Consider the following 23,414-nt stretch of genomic DNA (forward strand, 5'->3'; position numbering starts at 1 on the left):
GTAAGGGGAAAACACCTTAACAAACAATTGAAACGAGGTAATTAATTATGACAAACACATTCAAAATCGGACAAAAGGTATCGGGCGGTTTAGCGCTTTTAGCGATGGAAACGCACAAGATTAAAAATATCGATCACGGCGGTTTCGTATTTTGGTATGAAAACGGCAAGTTAATGGGAAACGCACCTGACGTAAGAACAAGCGAACGCGAGCGTAGTATCGCATATTTCCACAAAAACACATTCGAGGTAATCGGACTTATCGAGTCTCCATTCAAAACAGGCGATTTCGTACGAGTAGATTCACATCAAGTGGACGTATTACTAACTATGGGTGAGGTCGTGGAGGTAGTCGGATATGACGAAACGAAGCACTTCCCGATTCGAGTTAAGAAGGAAGATGGGCGCGAAGCGGTAATTATCGAGAAGTTTGCTAGGAAGCTATCAGAAAGCGAAGTTGCGGAGATCAAAGCCGCAAGACATAGAAAAGCAATTAACGAATTAGAAGTAGGCGCATTCGTGCGAATTACAAAAGGTAGTCAGTTCGGCGATGATTTCGAGACTGGCGACATTGTAGTCGTAGTTTATCAGGAAACGAAAGAGAGTAACTGCCCGATCAAAGTAGCGCCGCTACATAATCCGAAAAAGGCATTGTCAGAGTGGGCGCGATGTCAAGAAGTCGAAGTCGTTACGGAAGAAGAAGCGATTAATGCGAAAATGAGCGAAAACGGTTTTACGTTCTCAATTCATGCGTTCGATTTCGAGATCATGACGCCGAAGGAGATCGAAGAGTACGAAGCGTCTCTAATCAAAACGGAAGTTGGATCATATCTAGTCGTAACGAACAGTCACGGAAATCCGAAGTTTAAAGTAGGTGAAGTTGTAATCGTAACGGGGATTCCAAGTGCTAGCGGCATCCATGTTAAAAGCGTAGACGGTAAGGAGAGCGGGTATAAGTTCTTAGAAAACGTACGAAACACAACGGCGAAAGAGATCCGTGATGCGCAAACAGTTAAGTACAACGAAGGTGATTACGTTGTAAGTGTTGACGGCTGCAACTACCCGATCGGGGAAGTGCTAGAAATTACGAAAGTCAACGGTAACGATCACTACGACGTAATGAATTTAGAAGGTAAAACAGGCGGAAAGCAATCATATAACATTCGCAAGGCTACTGAAGAAGAAGTTAAGAAGGCGAAGAAAGAAGCTGCTGCGAAAAAAGAACGCAAGATTTTCGAAGATTTAGGACGCAAATACGGCGAACTAAAAGAGGGCGATGTCGTACGAGTTATCGACAATTGCCTCGGTCGATTAAAAGAAGGGGATATCGGCGTAGTCAGACATCAGGATCGATTTAACTTCGCTGACGATGATCGATATAGCGCTACAGTAACGGTTAATGGTCGCGATAAGGTCGCAAACAATGCACTAGTTAAGTTAGTCGTATCAGTAGAGCACCGATTAGATAAATAACGAATAGGACGCCTTCGGGCGTTCTTTTTATATCCAAATAAACGAAAGAAGGGTGATAATATGGCGGCATTTCCTATCGACGTTAACGATAGCAATTACATCGATATAGTAAAGAAACTTGTACAGAATGACGATAAAGTATCGAAGGGATCAAACCTGCAAAACATTCCCGCAAGATCGAAAGAAGGTAAGCGAGTACGTGGCGCGTTTAAGCCGAAAGAAGGTTGGTTCTATCTAGCGGCCGATCTATCGCAAATAGAGCCGCGAATCATGGCACATATCATGTGGATAGTGTACGGCGATAACTCGCTGCGATCAATCTTCCTAGAAGGTCGCGACCTATATACGACAATGGCGATGATGGTTTTCAATCTAGAAGAAAAGTACTGCGTCGATAAAGCGTACGATCCTACAGGACGTTTCCAACCTCGCACAATGATGAAAACGGGCGTACTAGCGAAATCATACGATCAGAAAGTCGATAATTTCTGTACGACGATGGGCGTATCTCGTGAAGTGGGCGACATGTTCTATGAGAAATTCGATACGGCGTTTCCATCTTTTATACAAATGGTTCGTGATAAGCGTAAATTCGCGTACGATCACGGCTATAGTGAGACATTGTACGGACGAAAACGCCGATTCCCGTATCTTGCTGAGTACTCGAAACTAGTTCGACGTAATGAGCGCAAACTAATGGATCTGTACATCGAACGTAAGCGAGTACGCAGCCAATATGTGAAATCAAAAGCGAAGCACCTGCAAGAAAGACTCGATCAGCTCGAAGAAAAGATCAAGCCACTGGCGGAAATGCGAAACCTTGTATCGTACTGGGAACGTGCTAGCTTTAACTCAGTAATTCAAGGTACGGGCGCGGACATTCTAAAGATCAATATGATTCGATTATACGAAGAATGCGTTAAGCGCGGTTGGTATCTAAACGCAAGTATTCACGATGAAGTAAAGGTCGAAGTACCTGCGAAGGATCTAACGAAAGAAAACTGCGATCTTATTACGGAGATCATGACGAAATCCGTAGAACTATCTCTACCGCTGAAATCCGATACAGTAATCGAGACTGTATGGGGTGCTGAATACGATCCCGACGACTGGGACTTCGAAACACAACAACCGAAATCTGCATAAGTTAACCGAAAAGGCGATCGACCTGCGTTTATGTACGTGTAAGGCTGATCGCCTTAATTCATTTGAGAGGATTGATGTAAATGTTTAAGAGAAAGTTTAGTTACACACCGCGTACAAAGTTAGGTGAAAAGATTTCCGAAAAGCTAGACGGCAAGACGTACGCGCCATTTAGCGGCATAAAGTGGGACGTGTTCTACGTCGTATCGTTCGCGATCTTCGCATATATATCGGCGTTTGTGAAAGGTAGCGTGGTTTGGTTCGTACTCGATACGATCTTTCTAGTCGCTGCGTCTATTACATTAGGGATCAACATCAAAGGATTGGAGGAAAAGAAATAATGACAACACTATATAACTACGAAAATGTACTAGCGGAAGCACCTGCGAAAGAGGTATTTACGGTATTCGACTTCGAGACGACGGGACTCGATTACAATACGGAACAGGTCGTAGAAGTGGCCGCAATTCGTACGGATCTAAAGCAAGAACTAGGACGCCTACATATGTACGTAAAATTACACGAAGGTAAAAAGCTACCTGACTTCCTGATCGATAACACAGATCTACGTGAGCACATGCTAACAAATGGCGTACACGAATTACAAATGATGATCGTACTTAACGCGTTTATCGGTAATAGCACGTTAGTAGCGCACTACCTGCCGTTCGATTCTGCGTATCTATCGAAGTTCGGTATTAATCACGAACATTTCCTATGCACACGATCAATCGAGCGTTTCTTAAATCCGAATGAAAGCGCAAGTTTAGGTCCTACGGCAAAACGTCGCGGCGTTAAATTAGAGGGCGCACATAGAGCGATGAACGATATCGAAGCTACGATCGGCGTACTGAAATCGCAACTACAGGAGATCGAAGAACGCAAGATCCCGCGCGCTCACATTTCGAATATAATTATCGATAGCGAAGAGCGTCCGAACAAATTCAGCCCTAAGTATGCGAAGGTAAAAACACCGAAGGAAATCGATCTAGTAGGTAAGCGTGTAAAGGTACGAGATAAAAACAATCGATTCCATAACGAAAAAGGGACGATCATCGAAGCGTACTTACAAAACGTAGTCAAAGAAAACAAAGGCATGAAGATCGAAGGTAACGAAGGTGAACGCATTCTAGTAATTCAGCTAGACGAAGGGATAGGACAGGTCGTATTAAACGATAAGTTCGTTAAGTACAACGGGGGTTACAAGGCATGAGAGAATACGCAATCAATCGAATTATAAGTGAACGAAACGTAGTTAAACGTACATTCGTTGTGGATAACTTCGGGCTACGTCCCGTTGCGCTGCATGACACGATCATCATTATCGAGATCGGAGCACCAAACTGTACGCAACAAATTACGAAACGATTTCCTACGAAACAATGGCAAGAAATTAAAGAACGCGGCTTCGTAACAGTCGGTTAATATAGATCGGAATAGGGCGGCATATGGTCGCTCTATTTATTTATTTATTTATTGTCGACATGACGTAGGTATCGGTGAAATATAATAGACAAGAAAACAAAACAGCCAATCTACGAGATTAACCTCGGATGTGACGACTAAGGTGCGGGATTAAAATATAAAATGATGATAAGTTTGTTATATCAATGGAAGTTACAAACGCATTTAACGAAAGAAGACATAAATTACTAGCCGAAGGCGAGATCGAGCCGAAGTATTACGCAATCTTCGATCTAGGTAACATTTTCCTAGCGGGTGTAGTCGGAGCAAGTGACGAAGACAAGGCGGCAAGATTCTTCGATAACGTGATCGGCTGCGAGACGGAACTAGGAAAGAAGTATGGTTGTACTGAGGTAGAAATTACGGACGATAAAGCCGTAGAAATGATTGGATCAGGTGCAACATATTATGACGCATTCACATTCGAAAAGGTGGCAAAATAACATGATGAAATTTTACGGAATTAAAGACTTTAATATCAAGAAAGGTAGCGAGATCGTGGCGGTAATACAGACGAAGTCGCACGTAGATGCACGTTGGTTCTACGTTAATAAACTGAAAGACGGCGAAACGTTTATCGTAGATATCTCTTCGCATGAATTGGACGGAATGCAAGCGAGGAAACTGCATAGCGGCATAGAGTTTCATACGTTCGAAGGTGTAAACGAATATCTGAACATCGCATAGGGCGACATAGTGTCGCTCTTTTTTGTGCGCAAAAATAAACTTGACATATCGCCTAGTGTATGTGTCGGACTGCGTTTATGTACTTGTAAGGCACGAACGATCCATGACAACTATATAGGAGGCGATAAGGTGGAATTATTTACACCCGTAGACGTTTTAGGGACGGCGAAAAAGAAAGGCGCACCTAAGGCGAAGAAAGATATCTCAGAACTACCGAAGCGTGGCGGTGATAGCGAAGTCGCAAATCGATTCATCGAAATGCTCGATAAGTGGCACGGCCATAAAGAGGTTTGGGACGACGAGCTAGACGCACAGATCCATTATTGGGAATACGAAATTCGTACGACTAACAAGAAGCGCTTACCGTGGGGTAAGAAGGGCACGAAGTACTTTACGCCATCGAGTACGAATAGCGATAGCCGCGAATTGTACATGAAACATTCGGGCGCTGCTCGCGATCAACACACTGGGCGACCGCATCAGGGACGTTGGACTCGAATGGGTACGGCCTTCGGCGATATGGTCCAACGCGATCTATTATTCATCGAGAAACACTGGAAACGTGAATTCGGTGAAGATCCGCCGTTCGTTCCGTACTATGTCGAAGTCAACGGCAAGCGTTATCCTGCGTGGGAAAAATTTAGCCAAACGATCGAGCACGTAGAGCATAACGGACAAATTGTATCGATCTTAGGTCAATGTGACGGCATCTTAGTAGATACGAAAACAGGCGAACTAGTACTGCTCGAAGTTAAGTCGAAGCAAACGACGTCCGCGCAAACTGGATTCTACTCTATGAAGGAAGTCGGCGAGGATCATAAAATGCAATCGATCACGTACTCAATGCTATTCAAAAACATGCACATCAGCCGAGGTATCGTCCTGTACGGCAACCTATCGAAAAAGGCTTGGATCATGAGCGAAGAGGACTACGTAGCAAACCCCGATATCAGGGCTTTCGAAATCAAATTCGATCGTGAGACACAAACGCAAATTCTCGATAAGTTCAAGCATGTGCTAGATTGCGTAGAGAATAACAAGCCGCCGAAGTTCGATATTACAAAATTTACGTTCAACTCATATAAAGAGGCGACTGTATCTTCGCTAACGGCCGAAGAATACGCGGAAATAGGCGAGCAAGTCAAACGTATTTCAAGATCCCGTATGCCGCAATGGAAGAAAAATAGCGTGTTAGAGGCATGGCGCTATATCGAGGGAAATTGGAAAGGTGACGACGCGCAATGCGACGCCGATTTTTAGGACTCGATCTTTCTTTAGCGAGCGCGGGCGTGGCGATCATCGATCTAGAAGGCGGGAAGCTAGATCTTGTTCACAAATTCCGAATTAAAACGAATCCGAGGCAACGACACGGCCAACGACTACACGTAATCGCAACGGAATTAAAAAAGGTATCAATAGAATTCGCGCCATTCGATACGATTATTCGTGAAAAAGGGTTTAGTAGATTCGCACAAACTACGCAAGCACTATTTAAAGTCGTTGGGATCAGCGACCTTGTACTTCGCGATTATGCGATCGAAGAAATTTCACCTACTACTATCAAACGCGTAATGACGGGCGACGGCAAGTCGGATAAGGATGAGGTAGAGAAGTCCGTACGTCGCTATCTAAATTTAAGCGATGATTTTATCTTTATATCTGACGATGAATCGGACGCCTGCGCGGTAGTTCTGACGCATCTAGTAGAGAAAAAGATCATCGAGAAGAGGGGTTTCTAATATGAACAAGGGGGAAAAGAATGTGATAGTATGCGACGGAATCGTAGGCGTTGGTAAGACGACGCTAGCGAAATTAATAGAGAAAGAACTAGGCATCAAACTATACGAAGAAATCGGAAGTCGGGACACTCTAAACCTGCTCGATCGTTTCTACGCAAAGAAAACGCGATGGGCGTTTACGACGCAAATCCACTTCCTTAATACGCGATTCGCACAAATTAAAGAGATCCATCGTACAGGCGGCGGCATCTTAGATCGCTCGATCTTCGGCGATCGTATCTTCGCGGAAATGTTAGCGGAAGATCTCGAAGACGGCGGCGAGGGCATGACGTGGGAAGAATTCCACACATACGATACGCTACTAGATTCAATGCTAGAACATGCGCAAGCACCTACATTACTAATCTATCTAGATTGTGACGTAGATACGGCCATGAAACGAATTGCGAAGCGTAATCGCGGCCTTGAAAGTGAAGTAGAGCGCGGCTACTGGGATCGCCTTTACGCAAAATATACGAAATGGTACGAGAAGTACGATATTTCACCGAAGATCAAAATTAATGTTGCCGAGCTAGAGTACGTCAATAACGAAGAAGACAAAAAGAAAGTCGTACAGATCGTTAAGGACGCACTAATTAAAATCGGGAGGTTGCCCGCATGAACTGCGAAGCTGTAGCCAGAGGTAAAGAGTGCGGAAAGCCTGCGGTATGTAGCGGCGTTGTTCTAACAATGAGCGGCGTCGTTACCGTACACGCCTGCGAAACGCATCATAAAAGAAGCGGATTTTTCGAAGACAAACAAATAGATAATCAGGAGGTAACAGAATGATTAGAGGGATCTTAGGCATTATCGGAATTCTAGCGATCGCATTCTTATTATCAAAGGATCGCAAAAATATTAAATTACAGACGGTAGGCGTTGGGCTGGCAATGTTGATCGGCTTCGCTGCGTTCGTTATGAAATCGGACATCGGGATCGCTGCGTTAGAAGGCGCTAGTAACGGCGTTCAACACTTCATGGATTATTCGAAGGGTGGTATCGAATTCGTATTCGGTGATCTAGCGACAGGGAACTTCGTATTCTTCTTCCATGCGTTAATGGTTATCGTGTTTATTAGTTCGCTAGTATCGTTACTATACTACTTCGGGATCATGCAACGAATCGTTAACTTCTTCGGCACAATCATTTCGAAATTAATGGGTGTATCAAAGCTAGAGGGCGTTAATGCGATCGGCTGCGTAGCGTTAGGCGCATCAGAAGCGCCGATCTTAATTAAGCCGTATCTTACGAAGCTAAACAAAACTGAGTTATTCACGATCATGACGTCGGCGCTAGCGTCGGTGGCGGGTTCTATCCTAGTCGGATACGCTGCGCTAGGCATTCCGTTAAACTACTTACTTACGGCTGCGGTTATGGCGATTCCTGCGGCATTACTAATCGCGAAGATTATTATGCCAACTACGGAAGAGTCGCAAATCAAAGACGTAAATCTAGTTAAAGATGAAGAATCTGCGAACATGTTCGACGCAATGGCGAAGGGCGCGCAAGAGGGTATTCAAATCGTAGTTTCCGTAGCTGCTATGTTAATGGCGTTTATCGCAATCGTAGCATTCGCTAACGGTATTCTAGGCGGAATCGGTTCGCTATTCGGCATTGAAGGATTAACGATCGAGTTAATTCTAGGTTACTTATTCGCGCCGTTGGCGTGGCTTATCGGCGTGCCTAGTGGCGAAATTATGCAAGCCGCATCATTCATCGGCCAAAAGACGGTACTTAATGAATTCGTAGCATTCGGGCATTTAGTTGACGTCACAATGTCACCGAAAGCGATGCTAGTAGTTACATTCGCATTGTGCGGGTTCGCTAACTTCTCAGTAATCGCGATCTTACTAGGGTCAATCGGAGCGTTAGCGCCTTCTATTCGTAAGGACGTAGCGCGACTGGGATTCCTAGCATTGATCGGCGGGCTGCTAGCGAATTTATTAAGCGCTGCGGTTGCGGGTATGATGTTCTAAAAAATAATGAGAGTTAAAAGACGAGGTCTTCGGATCTCGTCTTTTTGTTGTTTAATGGCGTTTATGTATGTAGGAGGCGATAGTATGAAAAAGGATCTACAAATTAAACCTCGATACGTGTTGGTAATTTATGACACGCCCGAAGAGAGGGACGAGGCTAACAAGCTATACAACGAATACGACGAGGATCTAGTGTTCATTCGTAAAAACGTAAAGCTCGAAGCGATCAGCGTAGGACAATCGATCCATGGCAAGCAATGGCGAGGGCAACGACCAACGAAAGTAATCGATTGTACGGTACGCCGACCTATCAATTTTGAATGGTGGTATCGAGGTGTGAAGCCATATCTCGTGAAAGATTGCAAATTCGATAAAGGAGAGCGATTCGATGTCTAAAGAAAAAACATTCGTAATCAAATTCACGGGCGATGTATCTGCGCGAAGACTAGAAGACGCGCTATATCATGGCCTAGAGCGCAACGAGGAAGCGTGGGAAAAGTTTAGTATTGAAGAGGTGGCCGAAGATGATTAAGCTAACACATGCGAAAACAGTCGGCGAGCTGATCTAAGTCTTATCGCAATGTAGATTCAGTACACCGATCAATACGTCTTGTAACGAATGTCGTCACGGTTGGTCTGGCGGATCAGTAAGTGTCGAAGATTTCACGGATCAGACATACGGGTATATAGATCTACACATAAACCAATTAGGCTATAAATCGAATTTAACGCGCGATAAGAAGGTATTTAAATGCTATAAAATGGCGCACCTACTAGGACATGATACTTCGGAAATGCCATGCTGCTTTTACGATATGTTAGACGGAAATTTACATGTCGCATATACGAGTTTATGGAAAGAGCTATACGAAAGGTCTACGAGAATATGAACGAAGCTATTCGCGATAATATTACGCAAAGACGTCATCAGATCTTAGTACATTCGTGCATTTACTATCAATACAATACAAATATCATAGACGATCACACCTACGATCGTTGGGCGATGGAGCTAGGGCGACTACATGCGGAATATCCTGCGGAAGCAAAGGCCGCTGATATGGCGAAAGAGTTCGAAGGATTCACGACGGAAACCGCATCGGGATTCGACCTGCCGTACCACGATCCGCGAACGGTAAGTACGGCGGCATGGCTGATCGATTATCATAAAAAGCAAATAAAAAATAGGCGCTCAAATTAATGAGTCGCCTTTTCTTTTTGTCGTAGATTGTGAATGCTATCGCTTTCCGTGTATTCCGTATTCTGTATCGGTACTGTAACCATAATATCAGTGATGTTACAACCCAGTACGCTGCATATACGCACAAGATGTGTAACGTTTAGTAGTAACGCTCTATTCTCACAAATGTCATTTACAGTCGGCTGATTTAATCCGCTTAGTTCGGCTAGAGATCGTTGTGATAAACCTATCTTTTCTAGATATTCACGTAATACGAATCGTATGCCTGTACCTGTATTTGTTCGATGTAGTGGCTCGAAATCCTTGTATTTAGCTTTTTCCCAACGCGGATCGTCTTTCGTGGCGTTGTGGAAATTCACATACTTTAAGTTGTTCATCTATATAACCCCCGATAATATCGATATCCTATTAATATGCACTCATTTTATCACATTTATTCGCATTGTTGCAACGTTTAAAAATTATTATTGACATACATGCGATATCGTTATATGGTTAGCTCAACAAATTAATAAGATGTAGTTATCACAATGGAACAGTTGAATTTATTTGTAATCCCAACAAATACTGTAATAGGAGCGCGATTAGAGGTAAATGTGGACATCTTATCACTAATAATTGAAAATTTAGGGATATCGTAAAGATCATTAGAAGAGATCGAAGCGATCGATTAATTTTTAAATATTACTCAAGTTGCGTAATATTTAAAAATAAGTCTATATGGGGGTTTTGTTATGGTAAAACTTACAACTACATTAGAGATCAACGTATTAGTAGAAATGGCGGCACATGCTCGACTAGTTGCGTCGCAATCCGATAATATGGATCTAGTGATCGCATCAGGTGAATTGGTTAAATCGATCGAGGCAATGATTGATAAGACTTCGTATACGTCTGCGGAATTTCATCAAATGTCTATCGATAGGTATAAGAAATTAGTAGAAGAACAAACGAAGGACGCCGAATAGGGCGTCTTTTTAGTGCTCAATTACTTGATTAGTTACGCAAGTTGTGTAATGATGTTCGTGGATAATTAAATTTGGATGTTATTATATATGAATTTACAACAAACCGTACGATCGTCTATCACGGTAATCTTTAGGCTGGCCGCTCTAGTTACTGCGGTTCTCTTCGGCATATTCGCACTAATGAGCTTTTTGTCGACTGATTACGCGGAAGACGGTATTTTTAACGGAATAGTATTTCTAATATCAGGCGGACTAACTGCCGCAGTGTTTATGTTCATGGTGGTAGTAATCGAATTAAAAGAGGCTACATTAATAGAGCTACGACAACTTAACGAAAAAGAATAGAACGACGACGAAGGACGCCTATGGGCGTCTTTTTTTGCGTTTATGTACTTGTAAGCAAAACGGAAGGAGGGCGATATATGAGTTCGAAATTATACGCAAAACTGGGAACAATGGCGGCGGGGAAGTCGCTAGAACTTCTAAAGACTGCGGACACCTACGAAAGATCGGGACGTCGTGTATTGATATTTACACCAAATATCGATAACAGGTACGGCAAAGATCGCGTCGTAAGTCGTACAGGACTAGGGCACGAAGCTACGTCGGTACATATCGACGACGCCGAACAAATCTATCGATCAGCGGTATTCGAACGGCCTGACGTAATTCTAATAGATGAATGTCAGTTCTTTACGAAGCGAGTTATCGAAACGTTAGCGGTCGCGATCGTTGACGGCCTTAACATTCCTGTAATCTGCTACGGACTAAAAACGAACTTCAAAGGCGAGTTATTCGAAGGATCTGCGGAACTATTCGCACTAGCGGACGACATTTCCGAAATTAAGGGATTGTGTCAATGCTGCGACCGCAAAGCTACGATGAACTTACGTTTTGTAGACGGGAATCCCGCAAAAGAGGGAGACGAAGTACTGATCGGCGACGAAGAATATCGAAGCGTTTGCCGTAAACATTTCTATAACTGGGAGGAATTTTAATGCAACCACAAACAAACGAAAGGCCAAAAGCGAAGCCGATTCCCTGCGAATTGAGAGTCGCACCAACAAACTCGAAAGGCTTTCACCTGATCGAACTTAAAACAGGTCGTGAGAAGGTTGTAGCATTCGGCAATATCTTTCCGCTCAAAGGATCAAAGAACTTCTTAAATGGTTTGAAAAAAGAGCTAAACATTACGATCGACAATCAGGTCGAGTATTTCCGCGGCGTGCGTAAGGCAATCAAAGAAGGATTGATGTCGTAATGAGGAAAATCAAATTTCTGTTACTGATATTCGGTTTTATGCTGCTATTCGTCGGCATGACGGTATCTATCGATAAGATGCGATCGTCTGACGCGAAGATCGAAGCACTCGAAAATGATCTAGCACGCGAAAAAGTTGCGCACAATAAGGCGAAGGGTGATCGCAAAAAGCTAGAAGACGAGACATTCGATCTATACAAGCGCATTAACAATCTAGAAAATGATCTAGGCCAAGCGCAATGGGATCTAGCGGTCGAAAAAGAGAATCACGAAAAGACGAAACTCGAAGATCGCACCAAATCGGAAACGATCGAACACCTGACGAGCGAGGTCGAACGCTTAAAAAAGTTACGAGCGTCCACCGTTAATAAGTCGAAGAAGGTAGAGCTACCGAAGGAAGTTCCGAAAGAAAAGGATCAATCCGAAGAGGCGAAGCCGTCCGAAAATAAGAATGGTGGGCGCAAAATAGATATGAGAGTTACGGCGTACGGCGCTGATTGCAACGGCTGCGAAGGAAAGACGGCAAGCGGAACGGACTACACACAAGGTCGTACGCTCGCATGTCCACCGCAATATAAGTTCGGTACAAAGATCGAAATTCCCGATCTAGACGGTACTTATGTGTGCGAGGATCGCGGCGGCGCAATACAGGGCAATACGTTTGATATGTTTCGCGGATCTAGCGAAGCGGCGACGTCTTTGTTCGGTGTGAAATATGTAACGGGATATATACGAGAGTGAGGGCTATACGCCTTCGCTCTTTTTTATTTGCCTAAATGCCGATATGACGCTGCTGCTGCGTTTATGTACTTGTAAGGCAAAACAACGAAAAGAGGCGAAGAAATGAAAAAGATGATGGTAGATAGATTATTTGTATGGCTGGGTGCGGGTATGTTTGCGTTAGGCATTCGATACGGCATTAATCAGATCGTGGAAGGTGGTAAGGAATCATGAAAAACACAGTACTAATCGGCATCGCGGGCAAGATGCGAACGGGAAAAGATACGATCGCCCGATTAATGGCGAAGGATCGTCGCGGAGGTTTCCAACGTGGTGCATATGCGGACGAGCTGAAAAAGCAGGTGGATCGCAAGTACGGAAAGCAAGAAGGTGGAAAGCGTCGTGCATTGTTGCAACACGAAGGGCAAGAAGAGCGCAAACATGATGCATTAGTTTGGATCAAACGACTACAACCGAAGATTGACTTCTTACGATCAACAGGCCATAACGTGGTTATCACGGACGTACGACAACAAAATGAAATCGATTCGTTGCGAGAACAGGGCACATATATCATTCGTGTAAACGTAGACGACGAGATCAGAAAGCAACGTATTATCGATGCGGGCGACGAGTTCAAAGAAGAAGACTTCTATCATGAAACGGAAACGGCGATCGATAAATTCGAGGTAGATTACGAGATTTACAATAACGACGGCTTAATTCAGCTCGTACAACAACTAGACGCAATCTTGATCGATATTGATAGAAAAGAAAAGCGCCGTATTGCGGCCGATAAGTCATGGCGCGAATTTATGAAGAAGATCAATCAGGATATGAAGACTATTTCACGTAGGGAGGCTATGCGATATGGGCGTATCTAACTTCGATAAACAAGCGGCAACGAAACGATTAGAAGTACGTTTCGAGCTTCGCACGGTAGCGGGCGTCGAGGCGTTACTAGAACAACAACATAACATACGATCTGCTGCGGAATCACGAGGCGATACGGCTGCAATCGATCTACTGGCGGATCTAGAAAACGCAATCTATCAGGCGGAATTAACGGACTTACAAGCACGCTGCATGGATCTTCGATTCGGTAGAGATCTATCAAACATAGAAACTGCGCAAATTATGGGCGTCGATAAGTCTACGACAAGCCGTAATACAAAAGCTGCATTAAAAAAGATCGCCGCTGTATATACGGCGTGGGATTACTAGGAGGGCTACATATGGAAAAGCAAATTACTAACATCGAAGAATATAAACTCAATTTCACGAGAATGTTTGTCGGCGACTTTAAAACGGTCTTCGTCGAAGAGGCTCGCAAACTAGTTGATCTAATGCTACCGATTCATGATCGTATGGCTGCGGTGGAATTCTTAACGGATCAATACATTAAACAGGTCGGAAAACCGCCTGCGGACGTACGACTACGCAACGATAAAAATAAAATGATCGGCGTACTTGAATATCTAGCGGATCATATTCTATACGAATCGCTAGAGGGCGATACACGCGTCGATAAAATGACTTTAGAAGAGTACCCAGTAATGACGGACAATCAGGCAAAAAACCGCATCATCAGTCGTGGAGAAATTACGGTAGATGTACAACGCGCATGTAGAACGGTTGGTGCTGACGATATTAACTATCGCAAACCTACACGACGTATTCTGCGCCCGTACGAAGAGGATAGCGTAAATAAGCGTAAAGACGCAAAGTTAGCGAGCGAGAACGAGGCGTACCGCAAGGCGACGCAATCTAGCAAGATCACACGATCAAAGGTAGCTGCGTAATGACACTAGGACAGTTACTCGCGTATTTCAGAAGAAAGCCGCACGTACGAAAAGTTCTTAAAGCTAACTATCTTGATCTAACGAAAGCCGAATACGCTAACTTATGCGACTGGGAAAACATTCGTGTAAATAGTAACCCGATCGATGGAGATTATCGACTCGATGACGGTGTTAATATAGTCGAAGTATATAGTAATACCCAACCATTTAAATTGTGGGTAGAAGTCAGTAATAAGCAAGTAGTTAGAGCCTCTTTAATGTAGGTTCTAACTTTTTATTGACATCTTCAAGATATCATATCGCTTATTTAATTAAGCAACATGCGAAATAACAAAAGGAGAGCGGTCACTATGAAGAAAGAGCGAGTAAAACAAAGTGTTGGCGCGCTATTACAGGAAAACGACGAGCTTTTAGTATCTGAGATCACAACGAAACTAAATACGCGTTATCACGGCGGTTATGCGCAATATACAAACGAGTATGTACTGGATCTATTGAAAGAGATTCAAGTAGAGAATGACATACACGGCGGCTCAATCGAATTGACCGCACCGATGCAAGAAGCTGCGGCACAACCTGACGTTATCTTCGTTCCGATGCCGTACGACTTATTCTACAAATTGAAACCGTGGAAACGATATACGCCTAGAGCGATCAAAAGACGTGCGGTTCGTAAAATATTCTATTAAATCGAAAGTGGTCGATCATATGTTAAAGAAAATCACGAAATTGACAACTGCTGCAATCATTGTCCTAACGATCGGAGGTTGCGCAAATACGGACGTATATGACGGCAATTTTACGAAAGAACAATATACAGTATCCGCATTAAATCATACAGATTCCGAAGTCTGGGCGGAAAACGAAAACGGCGACGTAGTGTTATATGAAGACGACATCTTCGAGGTCGTTCGTACATTAGAGGTAGGCGATAAGATCGAAGTTACATTCTGCGACGGACACGACGAAATTACTAACGTGAGATTAATCGAAGGAGGTAACGTAAAATGATCGAAAAGTACATGAAATTGCTAGAGCGTGTATATGATCTATTTGAAAATCGTAAATGTACCGCTGCATGGTTCGATGATATTGCGAATCACATACATAATGAATTATGGAAGATCGAGACAAGGGACGCCGCGTAGGGCGTCTTTTTTGCGTTTATGTACATGTAAGCACAAACGATAAGGAGGCGGATATATGAGTAAAATCTATATCGCGGTAAGCAAAGAGACAGGGCAATTATTGACGGGCGCAAAAGGACAAGCGGCATTTTTAAATCGTAGTTTCTTAGGTCGTTCGATGGGACAAACGAGCAATCGGAAAGGCACGTACGACGTAATCGAACTAGATTCGCAAGAATTGATCCGAACGACGCTTAATGAACAAGAATTTAAGATCGTAGTAAGACATACAGAAGGCGGAATGTGGAGCGGATCACATGTAGAAATGGAAATGCCGAAAGGGATCTGCGACATTAGTATCGGCGATCTACACGAATGTCCCGAAGACGCAAATCTAGAGCGTGATCTAGACTTCGTTTTAGATATTCCCGACATGATGGAAGCTGCGTATAAAGCTGGCTTACGTGGTGATAAATTCGTCGTAACCTATGAAGAAGAAGAAGGCGAAGAAGAATAATGCCAAATGTAAAGAAACGACTGATACGAGGATATGCGGTATTGGCCACAATGGCCGCGATCCTTATGTATGTATTAATTACACAATAAAAGGGACGCCGAATAGGGCTTCTTTTTAATAGGAGGGCGTTATATATGTTCAAAACAGGCGACAAGGCAATATTAAAGATCTCATTCGAAATGGTAGAGCGCGGCGGTGACTATACATTCGACGATCACGAAGATGTAGAACGACACGTACGCGGCGATATGGTCGAGATCCTGCGAGTGATCGATAATAAGACGGACAAGCGCAAGCACGATAAACTGGCGGTTATTTATAACCCGAAAACATTCGCATCGACTACGGTAGCAATTAACCACCTAGAGCCGATCAAAGGCGAAATCAATATAAATGTACCTGTAAAGATAGAAGTAGATGCGAAGAAAATCGCGGACGCACTAACGAACATGAACGAAGCAATTAAAAAGGGCGTAAAGGTAAATGTAGGCGATCCGAAGAAAATCGAAAAAGGTACGTTAGGATCGTACGATATGAAGGCGACTGGCGTAAGGACTTATTTAAAGATACATCGATACACGTTGGCGGAATGCTGCGACCAAATAACAAAATAACATTCTAAGAGGTGGGCGGAAATGGGGAAATTACAAACGAAAAAATCGAAAGTCGAATATATACTGCGAAAATATCCTGCTACGAGGATCAACGATAGACTACTTATTCTTATGTACTGGAAGCACTTCGATAACATTACGACGATCGACGATTGCGCTACGGCGACGCCTTCGGAAACGATCACGAGATTAAAGCGTAAGATCAACGAAGAAGGGCGATACGTGGTATCGGATCAGGAACGTAAGGAGATCTTAAAAGCTGAATTCGAAAAGGCTGCGGAATTTAAAGAGAAACTACGAAATAACGAATACGACGACGGCATGATCGCAATACAACCGCCTAGCGTACGAAAAAGTGTGTTCGTAAAACACCTAAAAAGCGATATGAGAGCGATCGCGGATCTACAATATGTAGGCGGTGTATATGTATTCTATGATAAGTTCAGCAATCCGTTATATGTCGGCATATCAAACGACTTATTAAAACGGACAGGACAACATATAAATCATGCGAGTTCTAACGAACGATTACGTGAGTTAATCGCAAATGGTACGGCACATCGTATCGACTATATGTACGTTAACAAGATTAGTCATAGAGAGATTTACGAGACATACTTAATTAAGGCGTTGCGCCCTTTCTGTAACTTCGGAAAGACTGGGCTGCGCCGTAATGGTAACGAAGACATACAAAGCGAATACATGACTTATTATAGGAGCGCTTAACGGCGCTCTTTTTCTTTTTGACCTGCTGCGGCTGCGTTTATGTACATGTAAGCAAAAATACAATTGAAATGAGGCGTTATATATGGGATTAGACGTACAGGTAAAACAATTTATACCTACGGTTGGCGACATCGTATCGATTAAATGGCGTGGGGATTCGAAGTCGAGCGGTTATATACTATCGGATCAGTCGAGTATCGGCGAAGCAATCGCATTCGAGGTATTTCCGAAAGATAAATATAAACTATCGTTAACGCCGATCGGAGGCGCTAAATAATGAAAGTAAAAGTAAAAGTAAATAGTAAAGAGAGAACGAGAACTATACGAGGCGGTAACATTGTATCGCTGCGACATACGGGATCAATACGATCTAGCTACTATATCGTATGTAACGATAACTACTTAATTAATATGGGAACTGGTAGTTTCCGCTATAGAAACGACAAACCTGCGTCGTTAGTCGAGATATACGATCGTGACGATTACGAGTTAAACCTAGTAGAGAAGGGCGGTAACTAATAATGATTAAAGGACAACCGAAAATCGGCGATAGGGTAGTAATTAGATGGAGCGCCCCCCTGCTTATAGAGTGAGAGGGCGCAATGATTTAGATATCTGTAAGATTGTAACGGACGGTAAGCGACTATACATCGAAGGACATAGCGCATATACGGGCGTAAGTATGGACTCATTCAAACGTAAGCATTGTAGAACAGTGGGCGCATTATTTACGGCACTAGGGCAATACGTACACATGGGCGTCATTAAGTCGTTTCATGTGAGACGGAAGGCGTAAATATAAATAAAAAAGGCGGGGATCTCTTGACAGATCGCCGCCTTTTATGATTCGTGCTATTATTCGCCTTGTTTTTATGCCTTGCGTTCCCTCTTTACCATATCGGTAATTACCGCTGCGGCTACTGATAGGGCGAAGATTACGCCGAATGATGATACGTATAGGTTTCCGAACGCTTTCGCTGCGCACATAAAGACGAATGCGAATACAATTAGGAACGTTACATTTCGATTCTTTTTCATAGTATATTCGTGAATATTTCGTGTTATAATTAAGTAATAGATAGAGCGTGCTGTCACACGCCCTACGCTATTTTACTTTCTTGAGAATCGACTAGCGATTTTGAATCTACGCTTTTTCTTACCATCTTCGTTTATGTACTCAAATTCCCACTTGACTGCAATGAACGGTAGTAAGTATTTAGCGATATCAAATCCGTATGTCGATATGAAGTGTAACACGATATCCACTTCGTAACCTCCTTTCGAAAGTATTGTACTCTCTCAAGCACATATTCATTATAACGTTGATATGACAAACGTTTCAATAATATTTTTAAATTGCAAGAAACGGCGTGATTGATACTATTATTATAAGCCGATTTAATCATATTTATTCGCTATATATATACGTATAAGTGTGCGGTATATGTTCGATAAACAATCGACAAATGTACGATATCACCGCCGTTTCATTTGTGCTTACATTCTATTAACGTATGTACGTACAATAGAAGACATGCTTTATATGTAATTTTTCGATAAATGTATCGCTAAATATAACGACAAATGTAGCGTTAATTAATACATAACTACTTCGATCGAATGGCGATAGATACACGTCAATGTAAACTATTTAAATGTGCGGTAGATATACGTTACCAACACGCATAATGTACGTTAAATAGAGCGGTATATATAGTCGATTTCTGTACGTTTATAGCGCTATATACAGGGCGGTATATAACAAGGCGTATATAGGTCGGTAGTAATAGGCGGTATGTGTACGTACGTTTACGTATAATAGATATCTCATACGAATAATAATGTACGTTGTGTGTACTGCATATGTCGATAGTGCATACAGTTATATAGTGGTAGGTGTACGGTGCACTACGGTACGACATGATATAGTATGGCGGTATATGTGCGCATAGATATATTAGTAGTGTGTGCGTTGTGTTATCGAATGTTTATCGAAAAGTATTTGCGATTGAATTCATCAACAAACTTCGCTGAGAAAGAAGAACTTCAAAACTCAGGGGGTTGAAAAGAAGAGTCGAAAGTTTTATTCATTCTTTTATGCATTCGATTGAAAATTCTTGCGTTAAAAGAATGGCATTAAATCAACGTTTCTTTTTGTGCATAAAACTTTTATCGAATTAAATTGATTGTGAAAGTCTTTCGAATGCTTTTAAATCAACGTTTAAAAGAGAAGTTTGAAAGTAACAAAATATCATTCTGTTGCATTCTTTATTCATCTAATTGAATATCACATTCACAAAACCGAATCCCAAATCGAAAATTTTCGAATCCCCCCAAGCCCACGGGCGACCACCCCCGCAGCAATGGTTCTCAAAAAGCGCGCACCATTTTTAACTCAGGGCGTTGATCCTAGCGCAGCACCTTCCGATCTCATACACACAACCTACTTCAATATAATTTGTGAAATCCTATCGAATCCCAACGATCCCGACGGCTTCCTACCGAAAATCCTCTTTTTATGATCCTATCGACTTCCTAACGATCAAATACGCATATCTATCGTTTATAATTACGCAACTAGCTAAATTAGCGATATTAACTACATTTCGAGACCTATCGTATTCCTAGTGCATAAAACGTCATACAAGCGAATATGAGGAATTTAAGAGATATATCGTATTTTCTAGCGCATTCTTTTCTATCGTAATTAACGCATAATCTATCGCCCATTATCTTTTATTACTTAATATACGCAGTCTAGTCGGCCTTTCTTGCCTCATTTATGTACTTGCTGCGTAATCCCTGAGAGTAATTTATTACGATCAGATATATTTATATACTAGCTATCGTTTATTAATAGTTCTAGTTAGTGTGACGTCTAGCCATGTTACACCAACGTCACATGGATTATTATTTAAATAATACAATATACATAAAAGCCCGAGATTGCTGGGTAAATAGAATAGTTTACACGATGTATACAATTAATTCGTAGCTAGTCGTACCTATATTATGAAGAGATAAACGCAAATAAAGCGCCGCCCGTCGTGGGTAGCGCTTTTTCTATTACAACGATAGTGAAACCGTGTTATACACTTCGTCGATTGTATCTTGCGTGATTCCAATATAATGTAGCGTAATTTTTTCGCTCGAATGATTGAAAATGCGTTGCAATGTCGCAATATCGACGCCGCCTTTATATGCGTGGTAACCGAATGTTTTACGTAGTGTATGCGTACCGATCTCGCTTAATCCTGCGCGATCCGCAGCATCGTTAAGAATTCGATAAGCCTGTACGCGTCCGATCGGCTTCGATCCCTTGCGTGAAGGAAACAGGTATTCTTCGCTATATCCCTTAATTCCTGCATCTTTGATCTCTTTTTTAACTGCGTCGCTGATCGTCAATTTGCGGCGTTTTTTCGTTTTGGCCTCGATCAATTCGATATGAGACTTAAAACGGCCGCTAGGCGTATAAATGTCCGACGCTTTTAACGAAAGCAGATCCGAGATTCGCAGACCTAAATTAATTCCTAAAACGAAAAGCAATTTATTACGACCGTGTAGGGCGCGTTTCATTTTGTTGATATTGCGTTTATTTCTGATTGGTTGTACTTCTTTCATATTTGTTGACCTCCTGAATGTATCGTGTTCCGTTTTTTTGTGACATTCATTATTTCATGATATCGCGAGGGTGTCAACGGATTTTTAAATAAAATTAAGGGGGTTTTATAATGGCAAGTAAAAAAGAACTAGAATCAAGGTTAAATCTAAAGCAGCGCGAAGCCGCTTTTATGTTAGTCGAAAACGAGTTAGCGATGGACGAAGATCGCAAGACGCAGGAGGAAATCGCGAACGAACTAGGGATTACTCGCATGTGCCTGTACAAATGGCGCACGAAAAACAAAGCATTCATCGACTATAAGAACATTATCGCGGACGAGTTTCTAGCCGAAATGAGACCGTTCGTATATAAACAGTTAATGCGTACGATCGGCGGCGCACAACCATCGATCAAAGGTATCGACTTATACTTCCGACGTCATGCGTTACTTACTGATAAGAAAGTTATCGAAGACAATACGACGGACGGCGCTCGCAGCAACGCGGATCTAGCGAAAGAATTAGAGGAAATCAAAGCTATGACGCAGAGCGCGAAAGAAGGCGATCTATAATGTGGATCGGCAGCAAGTTTTTAAATCGCGAAGAAAGAGCGGAAAGGATTGCGATCGTAAAAGATCGCCTTTCTTCTCTTTTAGATCTTTACGAATCGGGAAACGCAAGCGAATACCATATCGATATGATGATGCGGGAGAAAAACGAACTCGTTCGACTAGAGCGCGTTCACCGCGCCGAAGTAGATAACGCATTCTTTACGATGGAATATCTATCGGATCAATGCAACCCCGAAAATGATGATAATATTATTCAAAATTCTGACGATGGTACACCGCATCAAGGTCTTGACGAAATGGCGGGAATACATCGCGAGTTCTTCGGATTATGTGACGATGTAGACGCGGGAACAGGTACAAACCTAGCGATCGCCGCGCCTCGTGGACACTCGAAGTCGGGTATCTTCTCGAATGCGTACGTATTGAAGGGCTTAGTATTTCGTCAGTTATCGCATCGTTACATACTAGTAATTTCGGAAACCGACGATCTATCGAAAAAGTTGATCGGGTGGTGTAATAAGCAGCTTAAATTCAATAAGAAGCTGATCGAGGACTTCGGATTACTTCTATATGAAAACCCAATGGCAAACGAACGCGATAATGAGTCTTCTTTCATTACGCGAGCGAATCAATTAGTCGAGGCGAGTTCATCAGGGAAGCAATTACGTGGTAAACGTCACGGCGCGCTGAGACCGACAACGTGCGTGGTCGATGATCCATCATCTATGAATAACGAAGGTACTAAAGAAGCTCGACAAAAGCTGATCGACTGGTATAACGCCGTTGTATTACCGATCGGCGGGAAAACTACGAATCACATTCTAGTAGGTACGATGGTTTCTGCGACTGGATTACTAGCGCACGTATTAAAGCGCCGAGATTTCCGACCGTGTTTCTATGATGCGATCGTTTCCGAGCCAAAATTTCCGAAGATGTGGGAAGAGTACATCGATAAATACCTGCATGGTACGGACGGCGAGGCCGAAGAGTTTTACGAAAAGAATAAAACTGCGATGATGCTAGGCGTTGAAACCGCGTGGGAATGGCGTTGGACGTATAAAGCGTTAATGGAGCGTAAAGCGAATATGGGTACGAAGACGTTTAACTCAGAGTATCGAAATCGCGCATTTAGCGAAGATGAAAAGTTCTTCTTTACGGATCAATTCGGGTATTACGTATACGACTTCGATCACTTCACGGGCGAAAGAGCCTGCGTATACGACGGGGAAACGTATAGACTACGCGATATGTCAATATCGGCCGCGTGGGATATCGCAATGGGTAAAAGCGCCCGCTCGTGTTACAACTCGTTAGTAATAACGGGACGTCACGAAGCGTCAGGGCGTATTTTTGTGTTGGACGAGTATGCAACCAAAGAGCCGCCGCACAAGTTCATGAAGGGCATTATCGATCGTGTGCGAGCATATCGACCAAACCTACTCGTCGTCGAGACGATCAACGCGCAGCACGAGTTCTACCGTCAATTACAAGAAGAGTTGCCACGTCAGGGATTGTATTCTACGAAAGTAATCGACGTTAAAGGGCACAAGTCTTCGAAAGAGCAGCGCATCGAGTCACTAGAGCCGTATTGTGTTAACAAAACGTTGATCTTTAATAGACATCACAAACTATTACTAGATCAGCTAGACGCATATCCTTACGGTGACTATGTAGATTCTGCCGACGCCCTTCAAATGTCTGTAGAGCACGTCGCACGTCCACGATCCGTTATGCGAGATAAGCCTATTTGGTTATAGTCTAGCGTTTATGTACATGTAGGGAAGATA

General features: G+C 42.9%; 38 protein-coding genes. 34 read left to right on the forward strand and 4 right to left on the reverse strand.

Going from position 1 to position 23,414, the window contains the following annotated elements:
- The first annotated feature begins 47 nt into the window (after positions 1 to 47).
- The 14 genes from N2V80_RS29675 (at position 48) to N2V80_RS29740 (ending at position 9,721) form a co-directional block, all read left to right on the forward strand.
- Positions 48 to 1,472, forward strand: a complete 1,425-nt coding sequence (locus N2V80_RS29675; protein ID WP_061655101.1) for a hypothetical protein — start codon at positions 48 to 50, stop codon at positions 1,470 to 1,472.
- Positions 1,473 to 1,532: 60 nt separating this feature from the next.
- The gene (locus N2V80_RS29680; protein ID WP_061655102.1) at positions 1,533 to 2,618 is read left to right on the forward strand and encodes a DNA polymerase; all 1,086 of its coding nucleotides are present in this window, start codon (positions 1,533 to 1,535) and stop codon (positions 2,616 to 2,618) included.
- Positions 2,619 to 2,871: 253 nt separating this feature from the next.
- A complete protein-coding gene (locus tag N2V80_RS29685; RefSeq protein ID WP_226800213.1) occupies positions 2,872 to 3,828 on the forward strand; it encodes a 3'-5' exonuclease in 957 nt (318 codons plus the stop codon).
- Complete coding sequence (locus tag N2V80_RS29690) at positions 3,825 to 4,040, forward strand: hypothetical protein (RefSeq protein WP_061655105.1); 216 nt, start codon at positions 3,825 to 3,827, stop codon at positions 4,038 to 4,040. Before N2V80_RS29685 ends, N2V80_RS29690 begins: the two co-directional genes overlap by 4 nt.
- 185 nt (positions 4,041 to 4,225) lie before the next feature.
- Complete coding sequence (locus N2V80_RS29695; RefSeq protein WP_061655106.1) at positions 4,226 to 4,522, forward strand: hypothetical protein; 297 nt, start codon at positions 4,226 to 4,228, stop codon at positions 4,520 to 4,522.
- 55 nt (positions 4,523 to 4,577) lie between these two features.
- The gene (locus N2V80_RS29700) at positions 4,578 to 4,766 is read left to right on the forward strand and encodes a hypothetical protein (RefSeq protein ID WP_142338767.1); all 189 of its coding nucleotides are present in this window, start codon (positions 4,578 to 4,580) and stop codon (positions 4,764 to 4,766) included.
- A gap of 129 nt (positions 4,767 to 4,895) precedes the next feature.
- Positions 4,896 to 6,026: a hypothetical protein gene (locus N2V80_RS29705; RefSeq protein ID WP_061655108.1), complete on the forward strand. Its 1,131-nt coding sequence runs from the start codon at positions 4,896 to 4,898 to the stop codon at positions 6,024 to 6,026.
- Entirely contained in the window at positions 6,008 to 6,505 is a 498-nt protein-coding gene (locus N2V80_RS29710) for a crossover junction endodeoxyribonuclease RuvC (protein ID WP_061655109.1), read from the forward strand. Before N2V80_RS29705 ends, N2V80_RS29710 begins: the two co-directional genes overlap by 19 nt.
- A 1-nt stretch (position 6,506) precedes the next feature.
- Entirely contained in the window at positions 6,507 to 7,166 is a 660-nt protein-coding gene (locus N2V80_RS29715; protein ID WP_061655110.1) for a deoxynucleoside kinase, read from the forward strand.
- The gene (locus N2V80_RS29720; RefSeq protein ID WP_154695879.1) at positions 7,163 to 7,333 is read left to right on the forward strand and encodes a hypothetical protein; all 171 of its coding nucleotides are present in this window, start codon (positions 7,163 to 7,165) and stop codon (positions 7,331 to 7,333) included. The genes N2V80_RS29715 and N2V80_RS29720 overlap by 4 nt, the downstream gene beginning before the upstream one ends.
- Positions 7,330 to 8,520, forward strand: coding sequence for a NupC/NupG family nucleoside CNT transporter (locus N2V80_RS29725; RefSeq protein WP_061655111.1), 1,191 nt, complete (start codon positions 7,330 to 7,332; stop codon positions 8,518 to 8,520). The genes N2V80_RS29720 and N2V80_RS29725 overlap by 4 nt, the downstream gene beginning before the upstream one ends.
- Before the next feature lie 84 nt (positions 8,521 to 8,604).
- Positions 8,605 to 8,916, forward strand: a complete 312-nt coding sequence (locus N2V80_RS29730; protein WP_061655112.1) for a hypothetical protein — start codon at positions 8,605 to 8,607, stop codon at positions 8,914 to 8,916.
- The gene (locus N2V80_RS29735; protein ID WP_172793962.1) at positions 8,909 to 9,052 is read left to right on the forward strand and encodes a hypothetical protein; all 144 of its coding nucleotides are present in this window, start codon (positions 8,909 to 8,911) and stop codon (positions 9,050 to 9,052) included. Before N2V80_RS29730 ends, N2V80_RS29735 begins: the two co-directional genes overlap by 8 nt.
- Positions 9,053 to 9,406: 354 nt before the next feature.
- The gene (locus N2V80_RS29740; RefSeq protein ID WP_061655132.1) at positions 9,407 to 9,721 is read left to right on the forward strand and encodes a DNA ligase LigA-related protein; all 315 of its coding nucleotides are present in this window, start codon (positions 9,407 to 9,409) and stop codon (positions 9,719 to 9,721) included.
- On the opposite strand, the gene N2V80_RS29745 is transcribed toward N2V80_RS29740, so the two are convergent.
- On the reverse strand, positions 9,718 to 10,098 hold the full coding sequence (locus tag N2V80_RS29745; RefSeq protein ID WP_061655113.1) for a helix-turn-helix domain-containing protein: 381 nt from the start codon (positions 10,096 to 10,098) through the stop codon (positions 9,718 to 9,720). The genes N2V80_RS29740 and N2V80_RS29745 overlap by 4 nt on opposite strands.
- 357 nt (positions 10,099 to 10,455) lie before the next feature.
- On the opposite strand from N2V80_RS29745, the gene N2V80_RS29750 reads away from it, so the two are divergent.
- The 18 genes from N2V80_RS29750 to N2V80_RS29835 all read left to right on the forward strand — a co-directional run bounded on the left by N2V80_RS29750 (position 10,456) and on the right by N2V80_RS29835 (position 18,251).
- The gene (locus tag N2V80_RS29750; protein ID WP_061655114.1) at positions 10,456 to 10,689 is read left to right on the forward strand and encodes a hypothetical protein; all 234 of its coding nucleotides are present in this window, start codon (positions 10,456 to 10,458) and stop codon (positions 10,687 to 10,689) included.
- Between the two features lie 189 nt (positions 10,690 to 10,878).
- Positions 10,879 to 11,034 (forward strand): hypothetical protein, encoded by a 156-nt coding sequence (locus N2V80_RS29755; RefSeq protein WP_340981130.1) that lies wholly within the window; start codon positions 10,879 to 10,881, stop codon positions 11,032 to 11,034.
- A 77-nt stretch (positions 11,035 to 11,111) separates the two neighbouring features.
- Complete coding sequence (locus N2V80_RS29760; protein ID WP_061655116.1) at positions 11,112 to 11,687, forward strand: thymidine kinase; 576 nt, start codon at positions 11,112 to 11,114, stop codon at positions 11,685 to 11,687.
- Positions 11,687 to 11,950, forward strand: coding sequence for a hypothetical protein (locus N2V80_RS29765; RefSeq protein WP_061655117.1), 264 nt, complete (start codon positions 11,687 to 11,689; stop codon positions 11,948 to 11,950). Before N2V80_RS29760 ends, N2V80_RS29765 begins: the two co-directional genes overlap by 1 nt.
- On the forward strand, positions 11,950 to 12,690 hold the full coding sequence (locus N2V80_RS29770; RefSeq protein ID WP_061655118.1) for a 3D domain-containing protein: 741 nt from the start codon (positions 11,950 to 11,952) through the stop codon (positions 12,688 to 12,690). Before N2V80_RS29765 ends, N2V80_RS29770 begins: the two co-directional genes overlap by 1 nt.
- 209 nt (positions 12,691 to 12,899) lie before the next feature.
- A complete protein-coding gene (locus tag N2V80_RS29775) occupies positions 12,900 to 13,553 on the forward strand; it encodes a deoxynucleotide monophosphate kinase family protein (RefSeq protein ID WP_061655119.1) in 654 nt (217 codons plus the stop codon).
- Positions 13,540 to 13,893: a sigma factor-like helix-turn-helix DNA-binding protein gene (locus tag N2V80_RS29780; protein ID WP_061655120.1), complete on the forward strand. Its 354-nt coding sequence runs from the start codon at positions 13,540 to 13,542 to the stop codon at positions 13,891 to 13,893. The genes N2V80_RS29775 and N2V80_RS29780 overlap by 14 nt, the downstream gene beginning before the upstream one ends.
- Positions 13,894 to 13,904: 11 nt before the next feature.
- Positions 13,905 to 14,471 (forward strand): hypothetical protein, encoded by a 567-nt coding sequence (locus N2V80_RS29785; protein WP_061655121.1) that lies wholly within the window; start codon positions 13,905 to 13,907, stop codon positions 14,469 to 14,471.
- A complete protein-coding gene (locus tag N2V80_RS29790) occupies positions 14,471 to 14,734 on the forward strand; it encodes a hypothetical protein (RefSeq protein ID WP_061655122.1) in 264 nt (87 codons plus the stop codon). Before N2V80_RS29785 ends, N2V80_RS29790 begins: the two co-directional genes overlap by 1 nt.
- A gap of 87 nt (positions 14,735 to 14,821) precedes the next feature.
- Positions 14,822 to 15,160, forward strand: a complete 339-nt coding sequence (locus tag N2V80_RS29795; RefSeq protein ID WP_061655123.1) for a hypothetical protein — start codon at positions 14,822 to 14,824, stop codon at positions 15,158 to 15,160.
- A 19-nt stretch (positions 15,161 to 15,179) separates the two neighbouring features.
- Complete coding sequence (locus N2V80_RS29800) at positions 15,180 to 15,482, forward strand: hypothetical protein (RefSeq protein WP_061655124.1); 303 nt, start codon at positions 15,180 to 15,182, stop codon at positions 15,480 to 15,482.
- Positions 15,479 to 15,619 (forward strand): hypothetical protein, encoded by a 141-nt coding sequence (locus N2V80_RS29805; protein ID WP_154695881.1) that lies wholly within the window; start codon positions 15,479 to 15,481, stop codon positions 15,617 to 15,619. The genes N2V80_RS29800 and N2V80_RS29805 overlap by 4 nt, the downstream gene beginning before the upstream one ends.
- A gap of 55 nt (positions 15,620 to 15,674) precedes the next feature.
- Entirely contained in the window at positions 15,675 to 16,115 is a 441-nt protein-coding gene (locus N2V80_RS29810) for a hypothetical protein (protein ID WP_061655125.1), read from the forward strand.
- A 248-nt stretch (positions 16,116 to 16,363) separates the two neighbouring features.
- Positions 16,364 to 16,729, forward strand: coding sequence for a hypothetical protein (locus N2V80_RS29815; protein WP_340981142.1), 366 nt, complete (start codon positions 16,364 to 16,366; stop codon positions 16,727 to 16,729).
- Between the two features lie 21 nt (positions 16,730 to 16,750).
- Entirely contained in the window at positions 16,751 to 17,455 is a 705-nt protein-coding gene (locus tag N2V80_RS29820; RefSeq protein ID WP_061655127.1) for a nucleotide excision repair endonuclease, read from the forward strand.
- A gap of 82 nt (positions 17,456 to 17,537) precedes the next feature.
- On the forward strand, positions 17,538 to 17,732 hold the full coding sequence (locus N2V80_RS29825) for a hypothetical protein (RefSeq protein WP_061655128.1): 195 nt from the start codon (positions 17,538 to 17,540) through the stop codon (positions 17,730 to 17,732).
- Complete coding sequence (locus N2V80_RS29830; protein ID WP_061655129.1) at positions 17,732 to 17,974, forward strand: hypothetical protein; 243 nt, start codon at positions 17,732 to 17,734, stop codon at positions 17,972 to 17,974. Before N2V80_RS29825 ends, N2V80_RS29830 begins: the two co-directional genes overlap by 1 nt.
- A 70-nt stretch (positions 17,975 to 18,044) precedes the next feature.
- Positions 18,045 to 18,251 carry a hypothetical protein gene (locus N2V80_RS29835; protein ID WP_180227088.1) on the forward strand — a complete coding sequence of 69 codons (207 nt, stop codon included), beginning with the start codon at positions 18,045 to 18,047 and terminating at the stop codon, positions 18,249 to 18,251.
- A gap of 74 nt (positions 18,252 to 18,325) precedes the next feature.
- Here N2V80_RS29835 and N2V80_RS29840 read toward each other — a convergent pair whose 3' ends face one another.
- From N2V80_RS29840 to N2V80_RS29850, 3 genes are all read right to left on the reverse strand, one after another.
- Positions 18,326 to 18,493: a hypothetical protein gene (locus N2V80_RS29840; RefSeq protein WP_170954441.1), complete on the reverse strand. Its 168-nt coding sequence runs from the start codon at positions 18,491 to 18,493 to the stop codon at positions 18,326 to 18,328.
- A gap of 72 nt (positions 18,494 to 18,565) precedes the next feature.
- Positions 18,566 to 18,721: a hypothetical protein gene (locus N2V80_RS29845; RefSeq protein ID WP_154695902.1), complete on the reverse strand. Its 156-nt coding sequence runs from the start codon at positions 18,719 to 18,721 to the stop codon at positions 18,566 to 18,568.
- A 1,800-nt stretch (positions 18,722 to 20,521) separates the two neighbouring features.
- Complete coding sequence (locus N2V80_RS29850; protein ID WP_061655961.1) at positions 20,522 to 21,076, reverse strand: tyrosine-type recombinase/integrase; 555 nt, start codon at positions 21,074 to 21,076, stop codon at positions 20,522 to 20,524.
- Positions 21,077 to 21,186: 110 nt separating this feature from the next.
- Here N2V80_RS29850 and N2V80_RS29855 point away from each other — a divergent pair, with 110 nt between their 5' ends.
- Together N2V80_RS29855 and terL are read left to right on the forward strand one after the other, a co-directional pair.
- Positions 21,187 to 21,627 carry a phBC6A51 family helix-turn-helix protein gene (locus tag N2V80_RS29855; protein WP_061655960.1) on the forward strand — a complete coding sequence of 147 codons (441 nt, stop codon included), beginning with the start codon at positions 21,187 to 21,189 and terminating at the stop codon, positions 21,625 to 21,627.
- The gene (gene terL, locus N2V80_RS29860; protein WP_080451004.1) at positions 21,627 to 23,384 is read left to right on the forward strand and encodes a phage terminase large subunit; all 1,758 of its coding nucleotides are present in this window, start codon (positions 21,627 to 21,629) and stop codon (positions 23,382 to 23,384) included. Before N2V80_RS29855 ends, terL begins: the two co-directional genes overlap by 1 nt.
- Positions 23,385 to 23,414 lie beyond the last annotated feature (30 nt).

The organism is Bacillus sp. FSL W8-0640 (assembly GCF_038007725.1).
GTDB classification, from domain to species: Bacteria; Bacillota; Bacilli; order Bacillales; family Bacillaceae_G; genus Bacillus_A; species Bacillus_A cereus.

Bases quoted from the DNA above. Each gene is read 5' to 3' on its own strand.
- N2V80_RS29820 (WP_061655127.1), top strand. From the start codon at position 16,751: ATGGGGAAATTACAAACGAAAAAATCGAAAGTCGAATATATACTGCGA.
- N2V80_RS29770 (WP_061655118.1), top strand. From the start codon at position 11,950: ATGAGGAAAATCAAATTTCTGTTACTGATATTCGGTTTTATGCTGCTA.
- N2V80_RS29805 (WP_154695881.1), top strand. From the start codon at position 15,479: ATGATCGAAAAGTACATGAAATTGCTAGAGCGTGTATATGATCTATTT.
- N2V80_RS29800 (WP_061655124.1), top strand. From the start codon at position 15,180: ATGTTAAAGAAAATCACGAAATTGACAACTGCTGCAATCATTGTCCTA.
- N2V80_RS29825 (WP_061655128.1), top strand. From the start codon at position 17,538: ATGGGATTAGACGTACAGGTAAAACAATTTATACCTACGGTTGGCGAC.
- N2V80_RS29745 (WP_061655113.1), bottom strand. From the start codon at position 10,098: ATGAACAACTTAAAGTATGTGAATTTCCACAACGCCACGAAAGACGAT.
- N2V80_RS29720 (WP_154695879.1), top strand. From the start codon at position 7,163: ATGAACTGCGAAGCTGTAGCCAGAGGTAAAGAGTGCGGAAAGCCTGCG.
- N2V80_RS29795 (WP_061655123.1), top strand. From the start codon at position 14,822: ATGAAGAAAGAGCGAGTAAAACAAAGTGTTGGCGCGCTATTACAGGAA.
- terL (WP_080451004.1), top strand. From the start codon at position 21,627: ATGTGGATCGGCAGCAAGTTTTTAAATCGCGAAGAAAGAGCGGAAAGG.
- N2V80_RS29680 (WP_061655102.1), top strand. From the start codon at position 1,533: ATGGCGGCATTTCCTATCGACGTTAACGATAGCAATTACATCGATATA.
- N2V80_RS29810 (WP_061655125.1), top strand. From the start codon at position 15,675: ATGAGTAAAATCTATATCGCGGTAAGCAAAGAGACAGGGCAATTATTG.
- N2V80_RS29815 (WP_340981142.1), top strand. From the start codon at position 16,364: ATGGTCGAGATCCTGCGAGTGATCGATAATAAGACGGACAAGCGCAAG.
- N2V80_RS29830 (WP_061655129.1), top strand. From the start codon at position 17,732: ATGAAAGTAAAAGTAAAAGTAAATAGTAAAGAGAGAACGAGAACTATA.
- N2V80_RS29850 (WP_061655961.1), bottom strand. From the start codon at position 21,076: ATGAAAGAAGTACAACCAATCAGAAATAAACGCAATATCAACAAAATG.
- N2V80_RS29690 (WP_061655105.1), top strand. From the start codon at position 3,825: ATGAGAGAATACGCAATCAATCGAATTATAAGTGAACGAAACGTAGTT.
- N2V80_RS29695 (WP_061655106.1), top strand. From the start codon at position 4,226: ATGGAAGTTACAAACGCATTTAACGAAAGAAGACATAAATTACTAGCC.
- N2V80_RS29855 (WP_061655960.1), top strand. From the start codon at position 21,187: ATGGCAAGTAAAAAAGAACTAGAATCAAGGTTAAATCTAAAGCAGCGC.
- N2V80_RS29715 (WP_061655110.1), top strand. From the start codon at position 6,507: ATGAACAAGGGGGAAAAGAATGTGATAGTATGCGACGGAATCGTAGGC.
- N2V80_RS29750 (WP_061655114.1), top strand. From the start codon at position 10,456: ATGGTAAAACTTACAACTACATTAGAGATCAACGTATTAGTAGAAATG.
- N2V80_RS29780 (WP_061655120.1), top strand. From the start codon at position 13,540: ATGGGCGTATCTAACTTCGATAAACAAGCGGCAACGAAACGATTAGAA.
- N2V80_RS29760 (WP_061655116.1), top strand. From the start codon at position 11,112: ATGAGTTCGAAATTATACGCAAAACTGGGAACAATGGCGGCGGGGAAG.
- N2V80_RS29710 (WP_061655109.1), top strand. From the start codon at position 6,008: ATGCGACGCCGATTTTTAGGACTCGATCTTTCTTTAGCGAGCGCGGGC.
- N2V80_RS29735 (WP_172793962.1), top strand. From the start codon at position 8,909: ATGTCTAAAGAAAAAACATTCGTAATCAAATTCACGGGCGATGTATCT.
- N2V80_RS29675 (WP_061655101.1), top strand. From the start codon at position 48: ATGACAAACACATTCAAAATCGGACAAAAGGTATCGGGCGGTTTAGCG.
- N2V80_RS29765 (WP_061655117.1), top strand. From the start codon at position 11,687: ATGCAACCACAAACAAACGAAAGGCCAAAAGCGAAGCCGATTCCCTGC.
- N2V80_RS29790 (WP_061655122.1), top strand. From the start codon at position 14,471: ATGACACTAGGACAGTTACTCGCGTATTTCAGAAGAAAGCCGCACGTA.
- N2V80_RS29725 (WP_061655111.1), top strand. From the start codon at position 7,330: ATGATTAGAGGGATCTTAGGCATTATCGGAATTCTAGCGATCGCATTC.
- N2V80_RS29785 (WP_061655121.1), top strand. From the start codon at position 13,905: ATGGAAAAGCAAATTACTAACATCGAAGAATATAAACTCAATTTCACG.
- N2V80_RS29840 (WP_170954441.1), bottom strand. From the start codon at position 18,493: ATGAAAAAGAATCGAAATGTAACGTTCCTAATTGTATTCGCATTCGTC.
- N2V80_RS29775 (WP_061655119.1), top strand. From the start codon at position 12,900: ATGAAAAACACAGTACTAATCGGCATCGCGGGCAAGATGCGAACGGGA.
- N2V80_RS29740 (WP_061655132.1), top strand. From the start codon at position 9,407: ATGAACGAAGCTATTCGCGATAATATTACGCAAAGACGTCATCAGATC.
- N2V80_RS29730 (WP_061655112.1), top strand. From the start codon at position 8,605: ATGAAAAAGGATCTACAAATTAAACCTCGATACGTGTTGGTAATTTAT.